The organism is Paraburkholderia sp. RL17-380-BIE-A, from assembly GCF_046028085.1.
Classification (GTDB): Bacteria; Pseudomonadota; Gammaproteobacteria; order Burkholderiales; family Burkholderiaceae; genus Paraburkholderia.
In genome coordinates this window covers 71,065-87,706 of record NZ_JARESQ010000028.1, presented here as the reverse complement: position 1 = coordinate 87,706, position 16,642 = coordinate 71,065, and the positions used below count along the sequence as shown (strand labels likewise).

The 16,642-nt window shown below is 62.8% G+C and carries 17 protein-coding genes; 9 read left to right on the top strand and 8 right to left on the bottom strand.

The genetic code is table 11. From position 1 onward, the window contains the following. From P0D68_RS33410 to P0D68_RS33400, 3 genes are all read left to right on the top strand, one after another. A partial coding sequence (locus P0D68_RS33410; RefSeq protein WP_408468813.1) for a cytochrome d ubiquinol oxidase subunit II occupies positions 1 to 169 on the top strand: 169 nt, incomplete at its 5' end. A 57-nt stretch (positions 170 to 226) separates the two neighbouring features. Next, the gene (cydX, locus tag P0D68_RS33405; RefSeq protein WP_091800412.1) at positions 227 to 352 is read left to right on the top strand and encodes a cytochrome bd-I oxidase subunit CydX; all 126 of its coding nucleotides are present in this window, start codon (positions 227 to 229) and stop codon (positions 350 to 352) included. A gap of 181 nt (positions 353 to 533) precedes the next feature. Next, a complete protein-coding gene (locus P0D68_RS33400) occupies positions 534 to 1,553 on the top strand; it encodes a transporter (RefSeq protein ID WP_408303405.1) in 1,020 nt (339 codons plus the stop codon). A gap of 228 nt (positions 1,554 to 1,781) precedes the next feature. On the opposite strand, the gene P0D68_RS33395 is transcribed toward P0D68_RS33400, so the two are convergent. The 4 genes from P0D68_RS33395 to P0D68_RS33380 all read right to left on the bottom strand — a co-directional run bounded on the left by P0D68_RS33395 (position 1,782) and on the right by P0D68_RS33380 (position 4,462). After that, positions 1,782 to 2,351 carry a hypothetical protein gene (locus P0D68_RS33395; protein WP_408303404.1) on the bottom strand — a complete coding sequence of 190 codons (570 nt, stop codon included), beginning with the start codon at positions 2,349 to 2,351 and terminating at the stop codon, positions 1,782 to 1,784. Positions 2,352 to 2,487: 136 nt separating this feature from the next. Next, positions 2,488 to 2,985 (bottom strand): TPM domain-containing protein, encoded by a 498-nt coding sequence (locus tag P0D68_RS33390; protein ID WP_408303403.1) that lies wholly within the window; start codon positions 2,983 to 2,985, stop codon positions 2,488 to 2,490. 2 nt (positions 2,986 to 2,987) lie between these two features. After that, complete coding sequence (locus P0D68_RS33385) at positions 2,988 to 3,845, bottom strand: TPM domain-containing protein (RefSeq protein WP_091793590.1); 858 nt, start codon at positions 3,843 to 3,845, stop codon at positions 2,988 to 2,990. Further along, the gene (locus P0D68_RS33380; protein WP_091793588.1) at positions 3,842 to 4,462 is read right to left on the bottom strand and encodes a LemA family protein; all 621 of its coding nucleotides are present in this window, start codon (positions 4,460 to 4,462) and stop codon (positions 3,842 to 3,844) included. The genes P0D68_RS33385 and P0D68_RS33380 overlap by 4 nt, the downstream gene beginning before the upstream one ends. A 343-nt stretch (positions 4,463 to 4,805) precedes the next feature. Here P0D68_RS33380 and phaZ point away from each other — a divergent pair, with 343 nt between their 5' ends. Further along, the gene (phaZ, locus tag P0D68_RS33375; RefSeq protein ID WP_408303400.1) at positions 4,806 to 6,032 is read left to right on the top strand and encodes a polyhydroxyalkanoate depolymerase; all 1,227 of its coding nucleotides are present in this window, start codon (positions 4,806 to 4,808) and stop codon (positions 6,030 to 6,032) included. Between the two features lie 91 nt (positions 6,033 to 6,123). Here phaZ and ftsH read toward each other — a convergent pair whose 3' ends face one another. The 3 genes from ftsH to P0D68_RS33360 form a co-directional block, all read right to left on the bottom strand. Then, positions 6,124 to 8,097: an ATP-dependent zinc metalloprotease FtsH gene (gene ftsH, locus P0D68_RS33370; RefSeq protein WP_408303398.1), complete on the bottom strand. Its 1,974-nt coding sequence runs from the start codon at positions 8,095 to 8,097 to the stop codon at positions 6,124 to 6,126. Between the two features lie 49 nt (positions 8,098 to 8,146). Next, positions 8,147 to 8,659: a BCAM0308 family protein gene (locus tag P0D68_RS33365; RefSeq protein WP_091793582.1), complete on the bottom strand. Its 513-nt coding sequence runs from the start codon at positions 8,657 to 8,659 to the stop codon at positions 8,147 to 8,149. A 121-nt stretch (positions 8,660 to 8,780) separates the two neighbouring features. Continuing rightward, on the bottom strand, positions 8,781 to 9,431 hold the full coding sequence (locus P0D68_RS33360; RefSeq protein ID WP_408303395.1) for a BON domain-containing protein: 651 nt from the start codon (positions 9,429 to 9,431) through the stop codon (positions 8,781 to 8,783). Positions 9,432 to 9,825: 394 nt separating this feature from the next. Between P0D68_RS33360 and P0D68_RS33355 the strand changes: the two genes are divergently transcribed. The 4 genes from P0D68_RS33355 to P0D68_RS33340 all read left to right on the top strand — a co-directional run bounded on the left by P0D68_RS33355 (position 9,826) and on the right by P0D68_RS33340 (position 14,591). Then, the gene (locus P0D68_RS33355; protein ID WP_091793578.1) at positions 9,826 to 10,299 is read left to right on the top strand and encodes a hypothetical protein; all 474 of its coding nucleotides are present in this window, start codon (positions 9,826 to 9,828) and stop codon (positions 10,297 to 10,299) included. A 133-nt stretch (positions 10,300 to 10,432) separates the two neighbouring features. Further along, entirely contained in the window at positions 10,433 to 12,850 is a 2,418-nt protein-coding gene (ppsA, locus tag P0D68_RS33350; RefSeq protein WP_408303393.1) for a phosphoenolpyruvate synthase, read from the top strand. 37 nt (positions 12,851 to 12,887) lie between these two features. Further along, on the top strand, positions 12,888 to 13,820 hold the full coding sequence (locus tag P0D68_RS33345) for a 1-phosphofructokinase family hexose kinase (RefSeq protein WP_408303391.1): 933 nt from the start codon (positions 12,888 to 12,890) through the stop codon (positions 13,818 to 13,820). A gap of 96 nt (positions 13,821 to 13,916) precedes the next feature. Continuing rightward, the gene (locus tag P0D68_RS33340; protein ID WP_408303389.1) at positions 13,917 to 14,591 is read left to right on the top strand and encodes a phosphoribosyltransferase; all 675 of its coding nucleotides are present in this window, start codon (positions 13,917 to 13,919) and stop codon (positions 14,589 to 14,591) included. Between the two features lie 11 nt (positions 14,592 to 14,602). Here the strand turns inward: P0D68_RS33340 and P0D68_RS33335 are convergent, their stop codons facing one another. After that, on the bottom strand, positions 14,603 to 15,613 hold the full coding sequence (locus P0D68_RS33335; RefSeq protein ID WP_408303387.1) for an acetyltransferase: 1,011 nt from the start codon (positions 15,611 to 15,613) through the stop codon (positions 14,603 to 14,605). 419 nt (positions 15,614 to 16,032) lie between these two features. Between P0D68_RS33335 and P0D68_RS33330 the strand changes: the two genes are divergently transcribed. Further along, entirely contained in the window at positions 16,033 to 16,614 is a 582-nt protein-coding gene (locus tag P0D68_RS33330; RefSeq protein WP_091793564.1) for a lipocalin family protein, read from the top strand. Positions 16,615 to 16,642 lie beyond the last annotated feature (28 nt).

Genomic DNA, 16,642 nt, shown 5'->3' with positions numbered 1-16,642 from the left:
CCTCACCGTATGGGATTCGACCTCGAGCCGCATGACGTTGCAGATCATGCTGATCGCCGTGATCGTGTTCCTGCCGCTCATCCTGATCTATACGAGCTGGGTGTATCGCGTGATGCGCGGCAAGGTGACTGCGGCAGCGCTCGAAGAAAATCACCATTCGATGTATTGATCGCCAATACGCGAATTTTTTCGTAAATCACTGGACCTGAACAACCGGGAGCACACAATGTGGTATTTCAGCTGGATTCTTGGTATTGGCGTGGCGCTTTCGTTCGGCATAGTCAACGCGCTCTGGCTTGAGTCACGCCAACCGGTTCAGGAAGCGAAGCGCCCTGAACAGAGAAGGACCTGAGCAGAGAGGTCATGAGTCGGCACGGCATTCAAGGCCCGTGCGCACGCGCGGCTTGACTGAGATAACCGCGAGACTGACGCGCTCACCGTCCTGACTAAAAAACGGATGATCCGATAAGGATAGGTGCACGCTCAAGATCGTCGAAGCGCAACCGCTCATGGCGGGCAGGAAGGAACATCGAATGAGCACCGCCACGCCGCTAGCGCAGACAACAGACGCATTCCCTCTGGAGCGCGGCTATCTGTTTTCAGCTGACGGCGTGGGCCGCAAGATAGACGCAGACTCGGCGACCCGGTGGTTAGCCAATCGCGACGACAACAGCGGCGAATTCATCTGGCTGCACTTTCATGATATCCCCGCCGTGCTGGAGAGTTTGCCGTTGCAACACAGCGTGGCCATGCCCGAGGCTTTCGCCGAAGCCCTCAGGGAAGGCTCCCGTTCAACCCGTATGACGCACGTACACGACGACGTCATTGCCGTACTCAACGACGTCGAATACGACTTCGGAAGGCAAAAGCCTCTCCAGGTGGCAACGTTATGGCTCAATGTCAGCGATCGCTGTCTGCTCAGCGCGCACGCTCTGCCGCTGCGTTCGGTCGATCAATTGAGACTGGCTGTCGAAGCCGGGCGACCCTTTCGCAGCCCGCTGTCGCTCCTGATCAACCTGCTGGAAGAGCAGGCCGATGTGCTGATCGGGATTGTGCGGTTGGCGGCGAGATCGGCCGATAAGGTGGATGAAACGCTGCTCGCCGGTAAATTGCCGAAGCGTTCGGGCCTCGGCATCATTCGCCGCGATCTGGTCAGCCTGCGCCGCCTGTTGGCGCCGGAGCCCGCCGCGCTCTTTCGCCTCGTCAACCGGCCGCCCAAATGGGCACGTGACGAAGACATGCAGTCACTGCGGCAATCCGCCGAGGAGTTCTCGCTAAGATTGCGCGACATGAGCAGCCTCGAGGAGCGCATCAAGTTGCTGGAAGCGGAGATTGCCGACCGCGTTGCCGAGCATACCAACAGGAGCGTGTTGATCCTGACCGCCGTCACCGTGATCGCGTTGCCGATCAACCTGATCTCCGGTTTGCTCGGGATGAACGTGGGTGGCCTTCCCTTCAAATACGACACGCACGGATTCTGGATCATCGCCACGATCGCGGTGCTGTTCACCAGCCTCGCAGCGTGGCTGATATTCCGCCCAAGGCGCGATTGATGTTAGATGCCTCGTCATCGCGCATGGCCTCGCCCAACACCAAGCGGGCTCGCAAACCAACGGGAGCAGCCCCTCTTGCGCGGAAGCGCAAAAAAAAGCCCGGACGAACCGGGCTCAACACGCTACTCCTTGGGGGTCCCCACCCCCAATACGAACCTTATCGCGGGCCCGCCCGATCATCTTTGTGCTGAATCAAGGCACGCGCTGAACATCATTTGATCAGACCAGTCACACTCCCGACTTCCAGGGCCACGACGGGTACAAGCGCTCGTCGTTTTCAACGCTCTCACGCGAAGCCGATGACGGGTCGCCACTTTCCCGTTCGACATCGCCGGCACCCGGCCGCGCCATCTGCGCGTCGCGAGCCAGAGGCTCCGGCTGTTCCGCATCACTGCTCGTGGCCTCGTCGGCTGCCTCGCTCGCTTCCATCGGTTCCTGACCCGAGCCAAACCACGCGACCGACTCGCGCAGTGTCGCGACATAGTCCTGCCAGCCTTGCGCGTTGCCGGCAAACAGCGCCTGCCGCACCGTACGAGCGAGCTGCTCGCGATCCAGTTCCAATTCAAGCAACGCTTTCGGCCACGAAACAAAACCAGCGGCGACATGCTCGATGAAATCACGTGAGTTCATCGAGGGCGATACGTGCGTGAGCAACGGTAAGCCCTTGAGCGAATCATTCGCGGCCACCGCCTCGTTCACGGTTTGCCTGTCGGCGCCACAAGCCATGAGACGATTGACCGTCTCCAGCACGTCGCCCAGATGAAGCAGCAATGCACGCCGCTCGTACGCATCTTTCACGTTTTCAACTCCCTGCACACAACATCTCTTCGAACCCCGCGCATGTCGGCCCGGTGTGCAAACGAAACAGTCCGAATCACACCACTGGCCACTCGCTCGAGGAACCCTTGTCTGCCCTGCGCAAACGGGCGCATGGTCAAAGAATAGCCGGCTTACTCGGCAGTTCGTCGAACGTCCCGGTTTCCGCGGGGAAATGCTTCCTCAGCAACTCCGTTACCTGCGCGACGCCACTCAGCACGCCAGCCTCGTAGTTACCCCGTCTGAATTCCGCCTCCATTCGCTGGCAGATGGCTTCCCACTCGCCCGGCTTGACCCTCGCATGCACGCCACGGTCGGCAACGATCTCCACATCATGGTCGGCGAGCAGCAGATAGATCAGTATCCCATTGTTGTGCTCCGTATCCCAGACTCGCAATTGGGAAAACACGTCGATCGCACGTTCTCTGGCCGACATGCCCTCCCATAGCGCCGCGATGTGGAGCGTACCTTCGACCGCAAACCGGATCTGCCCCATGTGCGCGCGATGGCTGTCGCGGACGGCTTTCTCGATGGCGCGCAGCACGGGGACCGGAAAGGCCCGGTTCACATGCCAGCGAGTCAGGAACAAATGTCTGACGATGCGCTCGAGGTTCATGGCTACCACCTGCCCGACGCGCCACCGCCGCCAAATCCGCCGCCACCGCCCCGGAAGATCGTGCGGCCCGAGTCGCCGCCGAACCTGCCGGGCTGCCCGCCGATCACGCGAGCGCCGGCGACCGCGCCGAGACCGCTGCCGAGCAGCGTAAACGCGAGCGCAATCACCCCCGCGACGGCGGCGATGAACAGCGCGCCCGACAACATCCAGGCCACGAGCGCAACCGCGCCCCCGGTCACGACGGCGCCGGGCAACCGCCCCAGCAAGACGCGCAACACACCGCCCGCGACGAGCGTCAGCACGAAAAGAACCGGCAGATAATGTGCAAGCTGCGCCGGGCCGCTTGCGCGCTGGTCCGGCGGCGGCAACGGCTCGCCATCGACCACACGCATGATGCTGTCGACGCCGGCGGCGACGCCGCCGTAGTAATCGCCCTGTTTGAACCGCGGAACGATCGTCTCGTTGATGATGCGACTGCTCGTCGCGTCGGTAAGCGCGCCTTCGAGGCCATAGCCGACTTCGATGCGAAGCGTCCGGTCCTCCTTCGCGATGATCAGCAGCACGCCATCATCGATATTCTTGCGGCCCAGCTTCCATTGCTCGACAACGCGAAGCGAATATTGCTCGATGGTTTCCGGTGCGGTGGTCGGCACCATGAGCACCGAGATCTGGCTGCCCTTTTTCGCCTCGAACGCCTGCAAGGTCTGTTCGAGCGATGCGCGTTGAGCGTCGGCGAGCGTGCCCGTCACGTCCGTCACATGCGTGGTCAGGGCCGGAATCGGCGCTTGCGCGCCGGCGCCGGACGACAAAAATGCTGAGAGCACAAATAGCCATGTGCCGGCGACTTTGAGGAAGTTCAATTGGCTGCTCCGCTTGCCGGCGTGGGCGCCGTAGTGAAATCGACCTGCGGCGGCCGAGCGATCTCCGCTTCGTTCGTGACCGAAAAATTGGGCTTTTCCTTGTAGCCGAACACACTGGCCGTCAGATTGGAAGGGAACGACCGAACCGTCGTGTTGTAGTCCTGCACTGCCTTGATGTATCGGTTTCGGGCCACCGCAATGCGGTTTTCGGTGCCTTCGAGTTGTGCCTGCAGGTCCCGAAAGTTCGCGTCAGACTTCAGCTGCGGATACGCCTCGGATACGACGAGCAGCCTCGAGAGCGAACTCGACAGTTGGGCCTGAGCCGATTCGAAACGGGCAAACGCCTGCGGGTCGTTCAGCAGTTCAGGCGTTGCCTGCAAGGATCCGACACGCGCGCGAGCCTCGGTAACGCCGATCAGCACAGACCGCTCCTGGCCAGCAAAACCCTTTACCGTATTCACGAGGTTCGGCACCAGGTCGGCGCGGCGCTGGTATTGGTTGACCACCTCCGACCAGTCTGCCTTTACCTGCTCGTCCTGCCTCTGAATGGCGTTGTAACCGCATCCGGAAACCGCCATGACCATGACAGCCAGCAAACCAAGACATAGGATGCGCATTGAGCCTTCTCCCTGTTTTAATGACCCCGTGGACTGGGCTGATGAATGCAGGCATCGGTGCACGCTACCCGGCGCAAACTCGTGTATCCCTGCAGACCTACAGTATTCGCTGTGAACCTGGCTTCGTTGATCACGGTCAAGCCCATGAGAACTGGCCGGCGCAACGTTATCCTCGGCTATGCAGAGAATTCTCCGGATCGCTCTCCGGGGCAGGGATGAAATCGTGCGAGACCGCGAACAGGCAAGAACAGCACACGAATAACGCCCGCGTGGCTTCGCAGGCGCGGCAAACGATCGGCGCCGGTATCGACTGACGGGTCCAATAGAACCTTGAGGAGGCAGCATGTGGTACGCATGGCTGGAAACACAGCGCAACCTGATGCGCATGCTCGGCGCGTGGAGTCTGCCTGCCGGCGACGGCAGCACAAAAACGGCCGGGACGCGAGCCGCCGCGATGGGTTACGACTGGCTCTACCGCCTGATTCAGCCGCCGGCGGAAGCGCCCCGTTTCGACATCCCGACAGTACGCATCGGCGGACGGGACGTTGCGGTCGTCGAGCAGGTGATCGAGCGCACGCCGTTTTGCGCGCTGCGCAAGTTCAGCCGCGCGCCCGACGTCGGGGCGTTCCTGCCGGAGCCGGGCAGCGACGCGCCCGCGGTATTTCTCTGTGCACCGCTCGCGGGCCACCACGCGGTGATGTTGCGCGAAGCCGTTGAAACGCTGCTGCAGGACGGTGACGTGTACGTCACCGACTGGGCGAACGCGCGCGAAGTGCCGTTGGACGCCGGGTCGTTCGGACTCGACGACTACGTCCTCGTCATCCAGCAGTTCTTGCGCGCGACGGGAAGCACAGCGCTGCACATCGTCGCCGTTTGTCAGGCAACGAGCCCCGCGCTAGCGGCCGCCGCGCTGTCGGCAAGCGCCGGCGAGCTGCCCGCGCGCAGCATCACGCTCATGGGCGGTCCGATCGACGCGCGTATCGCTCCAACGCAGATCGGCAAGTTTGCTGGAACCCATTCGCTCGACTGGTTTCGCAACACGGCGATCGACACGGTCCCGCCGCCCCACCCCGGCGCCGGCCGGCGCGTCTATCCCGGGTTCGTCCAGCATGCGGCGTTCGTCGCCGCCAACCCCGACCGGCAATGGGCGCTCGAATCGGGCTACTGGGCCGCCCAGTGTTCGGGCGATCAGCGGGCGACCGCGAGTGCTTTGCGGCGCCTGAACGAATATGCGGCTGTCCTCGACATGACCGAGGACTACTTTCTCGATTCGATCCGTGTGTCTTTTCAGGAATACTCGCTGGCTCGCGGGACCTGGCAGATCGGCACGCAACCGGTGCGGCCTCAGGATATCGTTTCGACGGCGCTCTGCACGGTCGAAGGCGCACGCGACGACATTACCGGAGCCGGCCAGACACATGCGGCACAGACGCTTTGCAGCGGTATTGCGCCGGCCATGCGGCAAATGCTGACCGTTGAGAATTGTGACCACTACGACCTGTTCACCGGGCCGAAATGGCACGATGTCATTTACCCTGCGCTGACCGCGTTCTGGCGCTCCATCGATTAGCGCGTCGGCTCCGGTTCGCTTTATCGCCGGGTGCTGCCGTGCCGTCCAGGCGCGGGCAGTCCGGCGCTTGGATCGCTAACCGCTATCCGGGTCAACCGTGTTGCTCGACTGGAGACGGACTGCCTGCCACGTGCGCCTCAGGCGCCGCACGACCGGAAGCGCCCGGCGCGACACCTGGTATCTCCGCCTCCGGCGTGCCTGGTTGCCGCCCTGCGGCCGGCGCCGCGTCGCCAGCCATCACCTGCAGCAAGGTGGCCTGATCGAGCACTTCGCACTCCAGGAGCCGCCTCGCGATGCGGTCCAACTGCTCGCGGCGCTCAGCGAGCGTGCGCGTGACACGTTCATGCGCCTCGGCAAGTGTGCGCCGAACCTCGTCGTCGACCAGCTTCGCCGTGCTCTCGCTGAAGCGCTCGCCGCGCCCGCCTGCTAACGGATAGCCCAAGCCTGGATCGCTGCTGTCGAACGTGAAAAGCCCCAATGGTTCGCTCATTCCATAGCGGGTCACCATGTGCCGCACCAGCGCCGTGGCCCGATCCAGATCGTTCTCGGCGCCGGTCGAGACGTCGCCGAAGACGATCTCCTCCGCCACTCGGCCGCCGAGATACGCGTCGAGCCGGTCCAGCAGTTCGCTTTTGCGCAGCACGTAGCGGTCTTCGGTCGGCACCTGCTGCGTATAGCCGAGCGCAGCGACGCCACGCGGAATGATCGATACCTTCTTCACGGGGTCGCAATGCGGCCGGCTCAGCGCGACCAGCGCGTGTCCCGCTTCGTGGTAGGCAATGGTGATCTTTTCCTGTTCGTTCATCACGCGGCTTCGGCGTTCCATGCCCGTCATCGCACGGTCGATCGCTTCGTCGAAGTCCGCCATGCCTACCGCCGGCTTGTCGAGTTCGGCAGCATGCAAGGCCGCCTCGTTGACCACGTTGGCGAGATCGGCCCCGGCGAAACCGGGCGTGCGTGATGCAATCTCGGCCAGATCGACGTCGGCGGCCAAGGTCACTTTCTTCACGTGGACCTGCAGAATCTGGTGGCGTCCGTTGAGGTCCGGGCGGTCGATCGCGATGTGCCGGTCGAAGCGTCCAGGACGCAGCAATGCCGGGTCGAGAATCTCCGGGCGATTGGTCGCCGCCAAAATGATCACGCCGGAATTCGGCTGAAATCCGTCCATCTCGACCAACAGTTGATTCAGCGTTTGCTCGCGTTCGTCGTTGCCGGACGTGACCCCGGCGCCGCGCACTTTGCCCAGCGCATCCAGTTCGTCGATAAAGACGATGCACGGCGCCTTCTTTTGCGCCTGTTCGAACAGGTCGCGCACGCGCGCCGCCCCCACGCCCACGAACATCTCGACGAACGCCGACCCGCTAATCGAAAAGAACGGCACGCCCGCCTCTCCCGCCACGGCTTTCGCGAGCAAGGTCTTGCCGGTACCCGGCGCACCGACGATCAGCACACCCTTCGGAATCTTGCCGCCGAGGCGGCGATAGCGCTCGGCGTTACGCAGAAATTCGACGATCTGTTTCAGTTCGGCTTTCGCTTCGTCAATGCCGGCGATGTCGTCGAACGTGACGTCGGTATCCTGCGCCACGTAGATTCTGGGCTTGCTTTTGCCGATCCCGCTGAAATCGCGCAACCCCCCGCCACCGCGCCGCATGAAAACACTCCAGACGGCCGCAAACATCAGGACCGGAAAGATCCAGCCCAGCAATGCCGCCAAGCCCATCTTGTCGGCCACACCGGTATAGCGGACGCCCGAGCCGGCCAGATCCTCGATCAGATGCTCGTCGCTCACCCGCACGGTCGAAAAGCGCCACGGCTCGCCGTTGGCGGCGATTCCGCTTGCGGCGGAGGCCGGCAACAGCGCAGCCGCGCCGGGCATCCGGACGCTGCCGGTGATCTGCTCCGTGCCGATTTCCAGATTGTCGAGTTGCCGCGCGACCAGCAGCCGGTGAAAGTCGCTGTACGCGATCGGTTCGATTGGCTGCCGGTACAGGAAGATCTGCGCCAGCAGCAGGAGGACGACGCCGATCGGTATCAGGAAGCCAGTGAAATTGGATTTTTCATTCATCGCCGTTTGCGTCGATCGTCGGTCAGTTGAGGAAAACCGGCCGCGCCTGTCACTTCACCGATGAACGGGCCCAATGGGCACGCAGTAGCCCTTCGTTGTCCCGGTAGCTGATCTCCAGCGTTCCCTGATGCGCATGCAACATGGCCGCGCCGAGCCGGCGAACCAGATGCGGCCCCGTCGTCTGCACGACGATATGCTCCGGGTTTTGCTGGATATCCATGATCCGTTCGAGCGGATGTTCCTTGCTCTCGCCATCCGCCTGGTGATGAAGCAGCGCCAGGACCTCGTCCGCGCGGCTCAGCAAATAGTCACCTTCGAACGTGATTTCTCCAGCCGGCGCCTGCTCGTGGATCCGCTTGCACGCCGGGCATTGCAACTGATGCATCTGCTCGGCCGACATGCGCCACGTCCAGCGGCCGTCGTCATAGATCGCGCCGCAGTCGGGGCAACGCGATGCGCCGGCACTACGTCCGCGCGGCCGGTAACTGTCGTAGATATGGGCCTGAGGCTGTTTGTCGCGGCGCATCTGTTTGCGCTTCAATCGTGCTTGTATCGCAGTCATTTCGGAACCCCTCGTCATAGAAGTCGCAGTAGTTGCGAACAGGGTAGGAAGGCGCGTAGCGCCCACCGTGTTTCAGATCAAGCGCAGACGTTCCGGCGCGCGCATGCTGCGCCGATGCCATTCATGCGACGACCAGTTGGTCGACCACCCACCGGACGCCCTTGGTGCCCCAGGCGACGCCGCAGGCCACCCGCTTGTCGAGCAGCGAGTCGACCACGCCGGTCAAGCGGACGACGCCATCGTGCACGTCGACCGAAATACCGCCCGACTCATGCCGCGAACGCCGTTGCAATGCATCGGCCACCTGTTTGCTGACGTCGGCGGCGACCGGATCGATTCGTACCTCGATCTGATTGGCCACGCCTACGACCCCTCGCATCCGGCTCACGAGTACTTCGGCCATCTGACGCTGGAAGCCGTAATCCACCTCGCCGGTCAGCGTGACGCAACCGTGTTCCACCAACACCTGGATCGCGTCTTCGGGAAGTCCTTCCTGCCATCGCAACGCCGAGACGATCGCGTCAGCCAGTTCCTCGTCCGTGTGCTTCAGCGGGGACGGCGCGCGAACCACCAGGTCGAGCACCACCGCACGACTGCCGGCTACCCGCTGCACGGCTTTCTGCACGGCGAGTTTCTGGGCGCAACTGTTCACGGAACCTTCGAGCGTGACGATGCGGTTGAGCACCGTGGCGGTGATGGTTCTGGCATCGAGCGCAGGATCCCAAAGCAACTCCTGATCCACGTCATGCTTGAGTTCCAGATCTGATTTCATCGATATCTCCTGCCGCTATGCGCCCTTCGCCGCGCGCGATGCGCGCCGTGAATGCGAAAGAATCCGGGACCGGATGCGTGAACCATAGTCCTGTGCCGGCGACTCCCGATTGACTCAAGTCAAGCACGCCCGGACCACGTCACGCTCATGCGCCGCGTCGCGCCGTTCTGGTTCGGCAGTGACTTCAGGGTTGATGCACATCAACGGCGTCCAAGGTCGCGCGCATATGCTGAAAGAGTCACGGTGAAGCGATGCAGACCATTCGGTTCGGTGCGCGGCTCAGTGCGCGGTTCGGTGCGCGGTGATATCCGCGCCTGCATCACGTCGTGAACACCCGACGCTGTTGAGACCGGCATGGAACGACGACGTCCCCATGCCCATAGGAGGAGACAACATGAACTGGCTGGCCGAATATTTCGCTCAGCGGACTAGCCCGCTGACGCTCGCCCTCTGGGCCTATCCGCCCCTCCTTGTCGGGCCGGAAGGGCCTGTTGCGCCGCCGGCTTACGCTTTGTGCTATCCCGGCGTCCAACTGACTTTCACACCGCCAGAAACCGTCACACACGGGAAGTTTCGCTTCGAGCTACCCGCGCACTACGACACGGCGGAGCCGTTGAGCGCCGCGACACCCGACGCACTGCTCGATGAGCCATCGCTCAAGTTCTTCAAGAACGTTTCGATCTACGCGCCTTCCCGGTTCAACCCCGACTTTCTGGTCACGATCAACGACGTCTATTCATTCGTGCCGGCGTTTTCATCCGACGGCAGTCCTGGCTTCTCCGGCTCCTGCACCGGCCCGTTCGATGAGCCGACCCACGCTTCCCGTTTGAAGCTTCCCTGGATTTTCCAGGGTTTCCTTACGATTTGACGCCGGGCCAGGGCCGACAAGTCCGGCCCATCTCGCCGGCCGCGGCCGACGTTCGCGCCTGGCTCGCGCCTGGTTCACGGTTGGTTCACGTCTGCCGGCATATCGGTATCTGGCCGCCGCAAAGGAGTAGCACATGGACGATCAGCACGTTGTCTGGTTCGAGGAACTGCGGCGCACCGATGTGCCTCGCGTCGGCGGAAAGAATGCTTCGCTCGGTGAAATGGTGGCCAATCTCGGGGCGCGCGGCATTAAAGTGCCACCAGGCTTTGCCGTGACAGCCGACGCGTACCGGCACTTCATCGAAGCGAATGGCCTGACGAACACGCTGTCGTCCGTGCTTGCGGAACTGGCTGACGGCAAGATTCCTTTGGCCGAAGCCGGGCAGACTATCCGCCGGGCCATCCTGCGCGGTGAATGGCCCGATGACACGGCTCAAGCCATCCGCCGCGGCTACGCGGAACTGAACCGCCGCGCCGGATCGACCGAGATGGACGTGGCCGTGCGTTCGAGCGCGACCGCCGAGGATTTGCCGGACGCCAGCTTCGCCGGACAGCAGGAAACGTTTCTGAACGTGAGGGGCGAGCGCGCGTTGCTGGAAGCCTGCAGGCGCTGCTATGCATCGCTCTTCACGGACCGCGCGATCAGCTATCGGCAGGCGAAAGGATTCGACCACCTGAAGGTTGCTCTCTCGGTCGGCGTACAACGTATGGTGCGCTCCGACCAGGGTGGAGCTGGCGTGATGTTCTCCATCGACACCGAAACCGGATTCGAGAAGATTGTCCTGATCAACGCGGCCTGGGGCCTCGGCGAAAATGTCGTGCAAGGCACGGTCGATCCCGACGAGTATGAAGTGTTCAAACCGCTTCTGTCCGACCCCAAACTGTCGCCCATCATCGAAAAGAAACGCGGCAGCAAGGGCCTCAAGATGATCTACACGAACGAGAGCGAGCGGCCCACCAAAAACGTGCCGACCTCGAAGGCGGAGCGCGCGGCGTTCGTACTGAACGACGAGGAAATTCTCACCCTGGCGCGCTGGGCGTGCACGATCGAAAAGCATTACGGCCAGCCGATGGATATCGAATGGGCCAAAGACGGCAGTACCGACGAAATCTTCATCGTTCAGGCCCGGCCGGAAACTGTCGAGTCGCGCAGAGAAGCCAGCGCCGTCAAGACCTATCACGTCAGGAAGGCGGGCCGCAAGCTCGTATCCGGCGTGAGCATCGGCGAAGCCGTGGCAGCCGGAGCGGTCTGCGTGATCGACAGTCCGCGCGAGGCGGACCGCTTCGTCGACGGATCGATTCTCGTCACACGAACGACGGACCCCGACTGGGTGCCGCTCATGAGACGTGCTGCCGCGATCGTCACCGATTTCGGCGGGCGCACCTCGCACGCCGCGATCGTGAGCCGGGAGCTCGGTCTTCCGGCTATCGTCGGTGCGAGCAATGCGACCCATGTGCTGCACGATGAGCAGAACGTCACCGTTTCATGCGCCGAAGGCCGCGAAGGATTCGTGTACGAAGGCACCGCCGACTATGAGGTCGAGGAAATCAATTTCGACAACATCCCCGCAACGCGCACGAGGATCATGCTGAACCTCGCCAATCCGGCTGCCGCGTTCCGCTGGTGGCGAATCCCCGCCGACGGCGTCGGGTTGGCGCGCATGGAATTCGTGGTCAGCAACCATATCAAGATTCATCCAATGGCCCTTGTCCGCTACGACACGTTAAAAGACGAGGACGCAAAAAAGACCATCGCCGAACTGACCGCCGGCTATGAACCCCGAACCGAGTATTTCGTGGACCGGCTCGCGCGGGGTCTGGGCCGGATTGCCGCCGTTCAATACCCGCATCCCGTGATTGTTCGTATGAGTGACTTCAAAACGAACGAGTACGCCAACCTGATCGGCGGCTCCGAGTTCGAGCCGAAGGAAGAAAACCCGATGCTGGGTTTCCGCGGCGCGTCGCGCTACTACTCGGCGCGCTACCGCGAAGGTTTTGCGCTGGAGTGCCAGGCTATTCGCCGCCTGCGCAACGAAATGGGCTTTGACAACGTGGTTGTCATGATTCCGTTCTGCCGCTCGACGAAAGAAGCCGACCGCGTGCTCGAAGTCATGGCGGAAAACGGGCTGAAACGCGGGGAAGCAGATCTCCAGGTGTATGTGATGTGCGAGATACCGTCCAACGTGATTCTGGCCAAGGCTTTCGCGCAACGCTTCGATGGCTTCTCCATAGGCAGCAACGATCTGACGCAGTTGACCCTGGGCGTGGACCGGGACTCCGTCGAACTCGCCGAACTGTTCGACGAACAGGATGACGCCGTCAGATGGATGATCGAGCGTGTCGTGGCCGAAGCGCACAAGGCGGGCGTGCATATCGGTCTGTGCGGCCAGGCGCCGAGCGACCATCCTGAGTTCGCCGGGTTTCTCGTCGAATGCGGCATTGATTCGATGTCGGTGAGCCCCGATAGCTTCATCGCGGTCAAGCAACGCGTTGCCGCCGCCGAGCAGGCCGCGGTGGCGGCATCGGCGGTACCGGTGATTTCGGCGGCCTAGCCGCTCGCTGCGCCGAATCGAAGGAGACTGGCCAACCATGCCGGACATCGTGACGATCACACTCAACCCCGCCGTCGATGTCGCGACATCGATCGAACGGGTGGTCGATACTCGCAAGCTGAGATGCAGCGCCGCGCGGCGTGATCCGGGCGGCGGCGGGATCAACGTCGCCCGCGTCATCCAGCGTCTTGGCGGAGACTGCTCGGCCATCTATCTCGCGGGCGGCGCAACCGGCCAGATGCTAAGACGTCTGCTGGACGCCGAAGCGTTCACCGGCGTGTGCATCGAGATCGCCGGGGAAACGCGCGAGAATTTCTCCGTCCACGAGCAATCCACCGGTCTGGAATACCGCTTCGTGTTGCCGGGGCCGACGCTCGCCGCGCTCGAATGGCAGCGCTGCATCGACGAGGTCCGCGCACTGAGCGCGCCGCCCCGCTATCTGGTGCTGAGCGGCAGCCTGCCTCCCGGTGCGCCGGACGACATTTACGCGCGCTTCGCGAACCTCGCGTCGGCGCAGGACACGCGGGTCGTGCTCGACACGTCGGGCCCGGCACTGACCGCGGCGCTCGACGCAGGCGTCTGGCTCGTCAAGCCGAGTCTGAACGAGTTGCGGGATCTCACGGGCCGGCCACTACGCGAAGAACCTGATTGGATCGACGCCGCGCAGGAGATCGTGCGCGCCGGTCGCGCCCGGATCGTCGCGCTGACACTCGGAGAGCGAGGCGCGTTGGTGGTCACCGCCGAGCGGTGCTTGCGGGCGGCGGGACTGCCGATGAAAGTGACCAGTTCAATCGGCGCCGGTGACAGCTTTGTGGGCGCGCTGATCTGGGCGCTGAATCGAAATGCGGGTATCGATGAAGCGTTTCGCTATGGCATGGCTGCGGCATCGGCGACTTTGCTCGGTGCGGGCACGACGCTCTGTGAGCGCGGGGAAATCGAGCGACTCTATCGCGAGATATCGATCAGGTGAGCGACGAGTGCCGCAGTATCGCGCATTCGGAGGGAGACGGGACATGACAATCTATCCTCGCAAGATGGGCCGATTGTGGATCGAAGCGGTGATGCCATGATCTGGAACCGGATAGAGACAGAGCCTCCGTTCCGCGATCGCGCCGACGCAGGGCGCCTGCTCGCGCGGCAATTGGGCGACTACGCAGGGCGCGCCGATGTAATCGTACTGGCGTTGCCGCGTGGCGGCGTGCCGGTCGGCTACGAGGTTGCGCGTGCGCTGGCCGTCCCGCTCGACGTGCTGATCGTGCGCAAGCTGGGTGTGCCGCAAGATCCGGAAATGGCCATGGGCGCGATCGCCTCGGGCGGCGCGCTTTATCTCGACGAGCAGACGATCCGGATGGCAGGCGTCAGCCAGTCGGAAGTCGTCACCGTACTCAACGATGAACGCCGCGAGCTGGCACGGCGAGAAGCGCTCTATCGCGGACAGGATCCACCGCTAAATCTCGAGGGCCGCACAGTGATCATCGTCGACGACGGCGTCGCTACCGGCTCATCGGTACGTGTCGCCATTGCGGCGTTGCGCAGCGGCAAGCCGGCTCGAATCGTGGTTGCCGTACCGGTCGCGCCGGAAAGCACGGCCAGGCGGCTCGCCGCCCTCGCCGATGAGTTCGTCTGTCTGCACCGCGCGCGTCATTTCGGCGGCGTCGGCCAGTTCTATCAGGAGTTCGAGCAGACCAACGACGCTGAAGTACGCGCGCTCCTCGCCCGTCCATCTCAGGACACGCAGTAGTGCACGCGGCGTCACTTCGTGGCTGGCCCCGCAGCCTGAGCGGAAAGCGTCTGAGCCTGAGACGCATCAGCGAACGCTCGTTCAAACGCGACCGTAAATTCCCTCAGCCGATCATGCGGAAGCCGGCCGATACCCGCCGCAGCCTCGCGCCCTCCTCCGCCTGTGAATTGCCTGCACAGTTCGACGGCACCATAAGGATTCGCCAGCGGCGCGCGCACGCTGACGACGTATTCCCCCTGAACGCTCTGGCTCAGCACGGCGTGAGCACGATCAGGAGAACTCGTCGCCAGAAAATTGCCGAAAGCGCCGCGCACCCGTTGTGCCCACGGTTCATTGGGCAGCACATAGATGGTTCCGCCCGCTAACGCGGTATCGGGCGGCAAACTCAGCGCCAGTGCCATGTCCCGGCGTAGCGATTCACAGAGCGTCCGCGCGATCGGCTCGTTCGCCAGAAAGTCGAATGGATCGGCATACGGGCGCAAAATTTCGTAAAGCCTGACAGGCGGGATCAGCAAATCCGCCTCACTCTCTCCGTAGGCGTTGTAGTTGATCGACTCGCCCAGTTCACGCAACTGGTCGAGTTGCGCGGGCTCGAGCGTACAACTCGCGGCAAGCGTGCGCGCCGCGTGCAGGAGGTTGTCGCCGTAAGCGCCCACGATAGCCCACAGCCGCTGTCGCCCGCCCACATGGCGATCCACGAGCAGGCTCGTACACGTGTCGGGCGCGGTGTCGATGTGCGCCTTCAGGTTGGGATGCTCAGGAATGGCTCCGCAAAAGTGATGATCGAAGTACTCGACTTCGGCGCCGTGTCGAAGCAATTCGAGCAACGCGGCCCGATTGGAGTCCAACGAGATGTCCAGCACGGTCACGGATATGCCGGACCTGGCTGGAACGCGGGCGAGCAGTTCCACGTTGCGCTTGACACCGGTGATCAGCAAAGACTTCAACGGCTTCGTCAATCGCAATTGATGCAGCGCGCAGATTCCGTCGGCGTCACCATTGAACACATCGAAATGTTTCATGCCTTGTCACCGTACGAGGATGGAGCGTCGTCAAAAAGCAGATCCGCGAGCTCAGTGAATGTGCCCCGATGTCCGCATTGTGGCCCGCATGGCGCTCTCCTGGGGCGTATTACTGTCACTTTCGCGGGGCCCGTCGCAGCCTTGACACACGTCAATCTGCCATGAGCCGCGAACCTTATGCTCGATCAATGGAGAAACCAATCGGGGCCCGGAGGCGATATGTTGAGAAGCACAATACTCGTTGGCCTTTTAATGCTGCCGGGCGCGTTCCTCGTCCTCGGCCTCGCCTGTATTCATCCGCGCCTTCGCCGCGAGATCGTGAACTTCAGCGGCCTGTCCAGTTCATTGACGAAGGCCGGGCGCTCGTGTGCGGGGATTCGGGCAAGGTTGCTTAATCGCTAACCCATCGGATAAACCCTATGCACAAGTCAATCGCGTGCATCGCCTCGCTTGCCATTCTCCTTGCGGGGTGCGCGCATGATCCGGCGGTCCCGCCGCACGCGCAAGCATCCCAGTCCGCCTGCGTGGCAGGACCGCCAATCGATCTGCAGCGGTACATGGGCCGCTGGTACGTGATCGCGGACACCCCGTTTCTCAGCGAATCCGATTATGTCGGCAGTTACGACGAGTGGACCTTGCGCGACGACGGAAGCATCGACGACAAGTACCTCGGCCGGCGTCACGGTTTCGATCAGCCGCCGACGGGAAGCCAGTTCGTCGCGAAGGTGATGCCCGGAACCGGCAACACGAAATGGCGAGTGGGACTGATCTGGCCGTTCGAAGTGGTGGTTGTCACCGCGTATGTGGACCCCGATTATCGCTACACGATTCGCTGCATGGCAGACGGCAACATGGTGTGGGTACTCGCACGCGCGCCGGCGATGGACGATGCCACCTACGCCGGCATGCTCGCCCGGCTAGCCGCGATGGGCTTCAACACCGACAGGCTACGGCGGGTTGCGCAAAGCGCCGGGCAAATCGGTCAACCGGGCTTTCAATAAACGTTTTGCGGTAACGAAGCGGGCGGGA

Coding starts and splice junctions, on each gene's coding strand:
- cydX (WP_091800412.1), top strand. CDS start 227: ATGTGGTATTTCAGCTGGATTCTTGGTATTGGCGTGGCGCTTTCGTTC.
- P0D68_RS33400 (WP_408303405.1), top strand. CDS start 534: ATGAGCACCGCCACGCCGCTAGCGCAGACAACAGACGCATTCCCTCTG.
- P0D68_RS33390 (WP_408303403.1), bottom strand. CDS start 2,985: ATGAACCTCGAGCGCATCGTCAGACATTTGTTCCTGACTCGCTGGCAT.
- P0D68_RS33380 (WP_091793588.1), bottom strand. CDS start 4,462: ATGCGCATCCTATGTCTTGGTTTGCTGGCTGTCATGGTCATGGCGGTT.
- phaZ (WP_408303400.1), top strand. CDS start 4,806: ATGTGGTACGCATGGCTGGAAACACAGCGCAACCTGATGCGCATGCTC.
- ftsH (WP_408303398.1), bottom strand. CDS start 8,097: ATGAATGAAAAATCCAATTTCACTGGCTTCCTGATACCGATCGGCGTC.
- P0D68_RS33365 (WP_091793582.1), bottom strand. CDS start 8,659: ATGACTGCGATACAAGCACGATTGAAGCGCAAACAGATGCGCCGCGAC.
- P0D68_RS33360 (WP_408303395.1), bottom strand. CDS start 9,431: ATGAAATCAGATCTGGAACTCAAGCATGACGTGGATCAGGAGTTGCTT.
- P0D68_RS33355 (WP_091793578.1), top strand. CDS start 9,826: ATGAACTGGCTGGCCGAATATTTCGCTCAGCGGACTAGCCCGCTGACG.
- ppsA (WP_408303393.1), top strand. CDS start 10,433: ATGGACGATCAGCACGTTGTCTGGTTCGAGGAACTGCGGCGCACCGAT.
- P0D68_RS33345 (WP_408303391.1), top strand. CDS start 12,888: ATGCCGGACATCGTGACGATCACACTCAACCCCGCCGTCGATGTCGCG.
- P0D68_RS33340 (WP_408303389.1), top strand. CDS start 13,917: ATGATCTGGAACCGGATAGAGACAGAGCCTCCGTTCCGCGATCGCGCC.
- P0D68_RS33335 (WP_408303387.1), bottom strand. CDS start 15,613: ATGAAACATTTCGATGTGTTCAATGGTGACGCCGACGGAATCTGCGCG.
- P0D68_RS33330 (WP_091793564.1), top strand. CDS start 16,033: ATGCACAAGTCAATCGCGTGCATCGCCTCGCTTGCCATTCTCCTTGCG.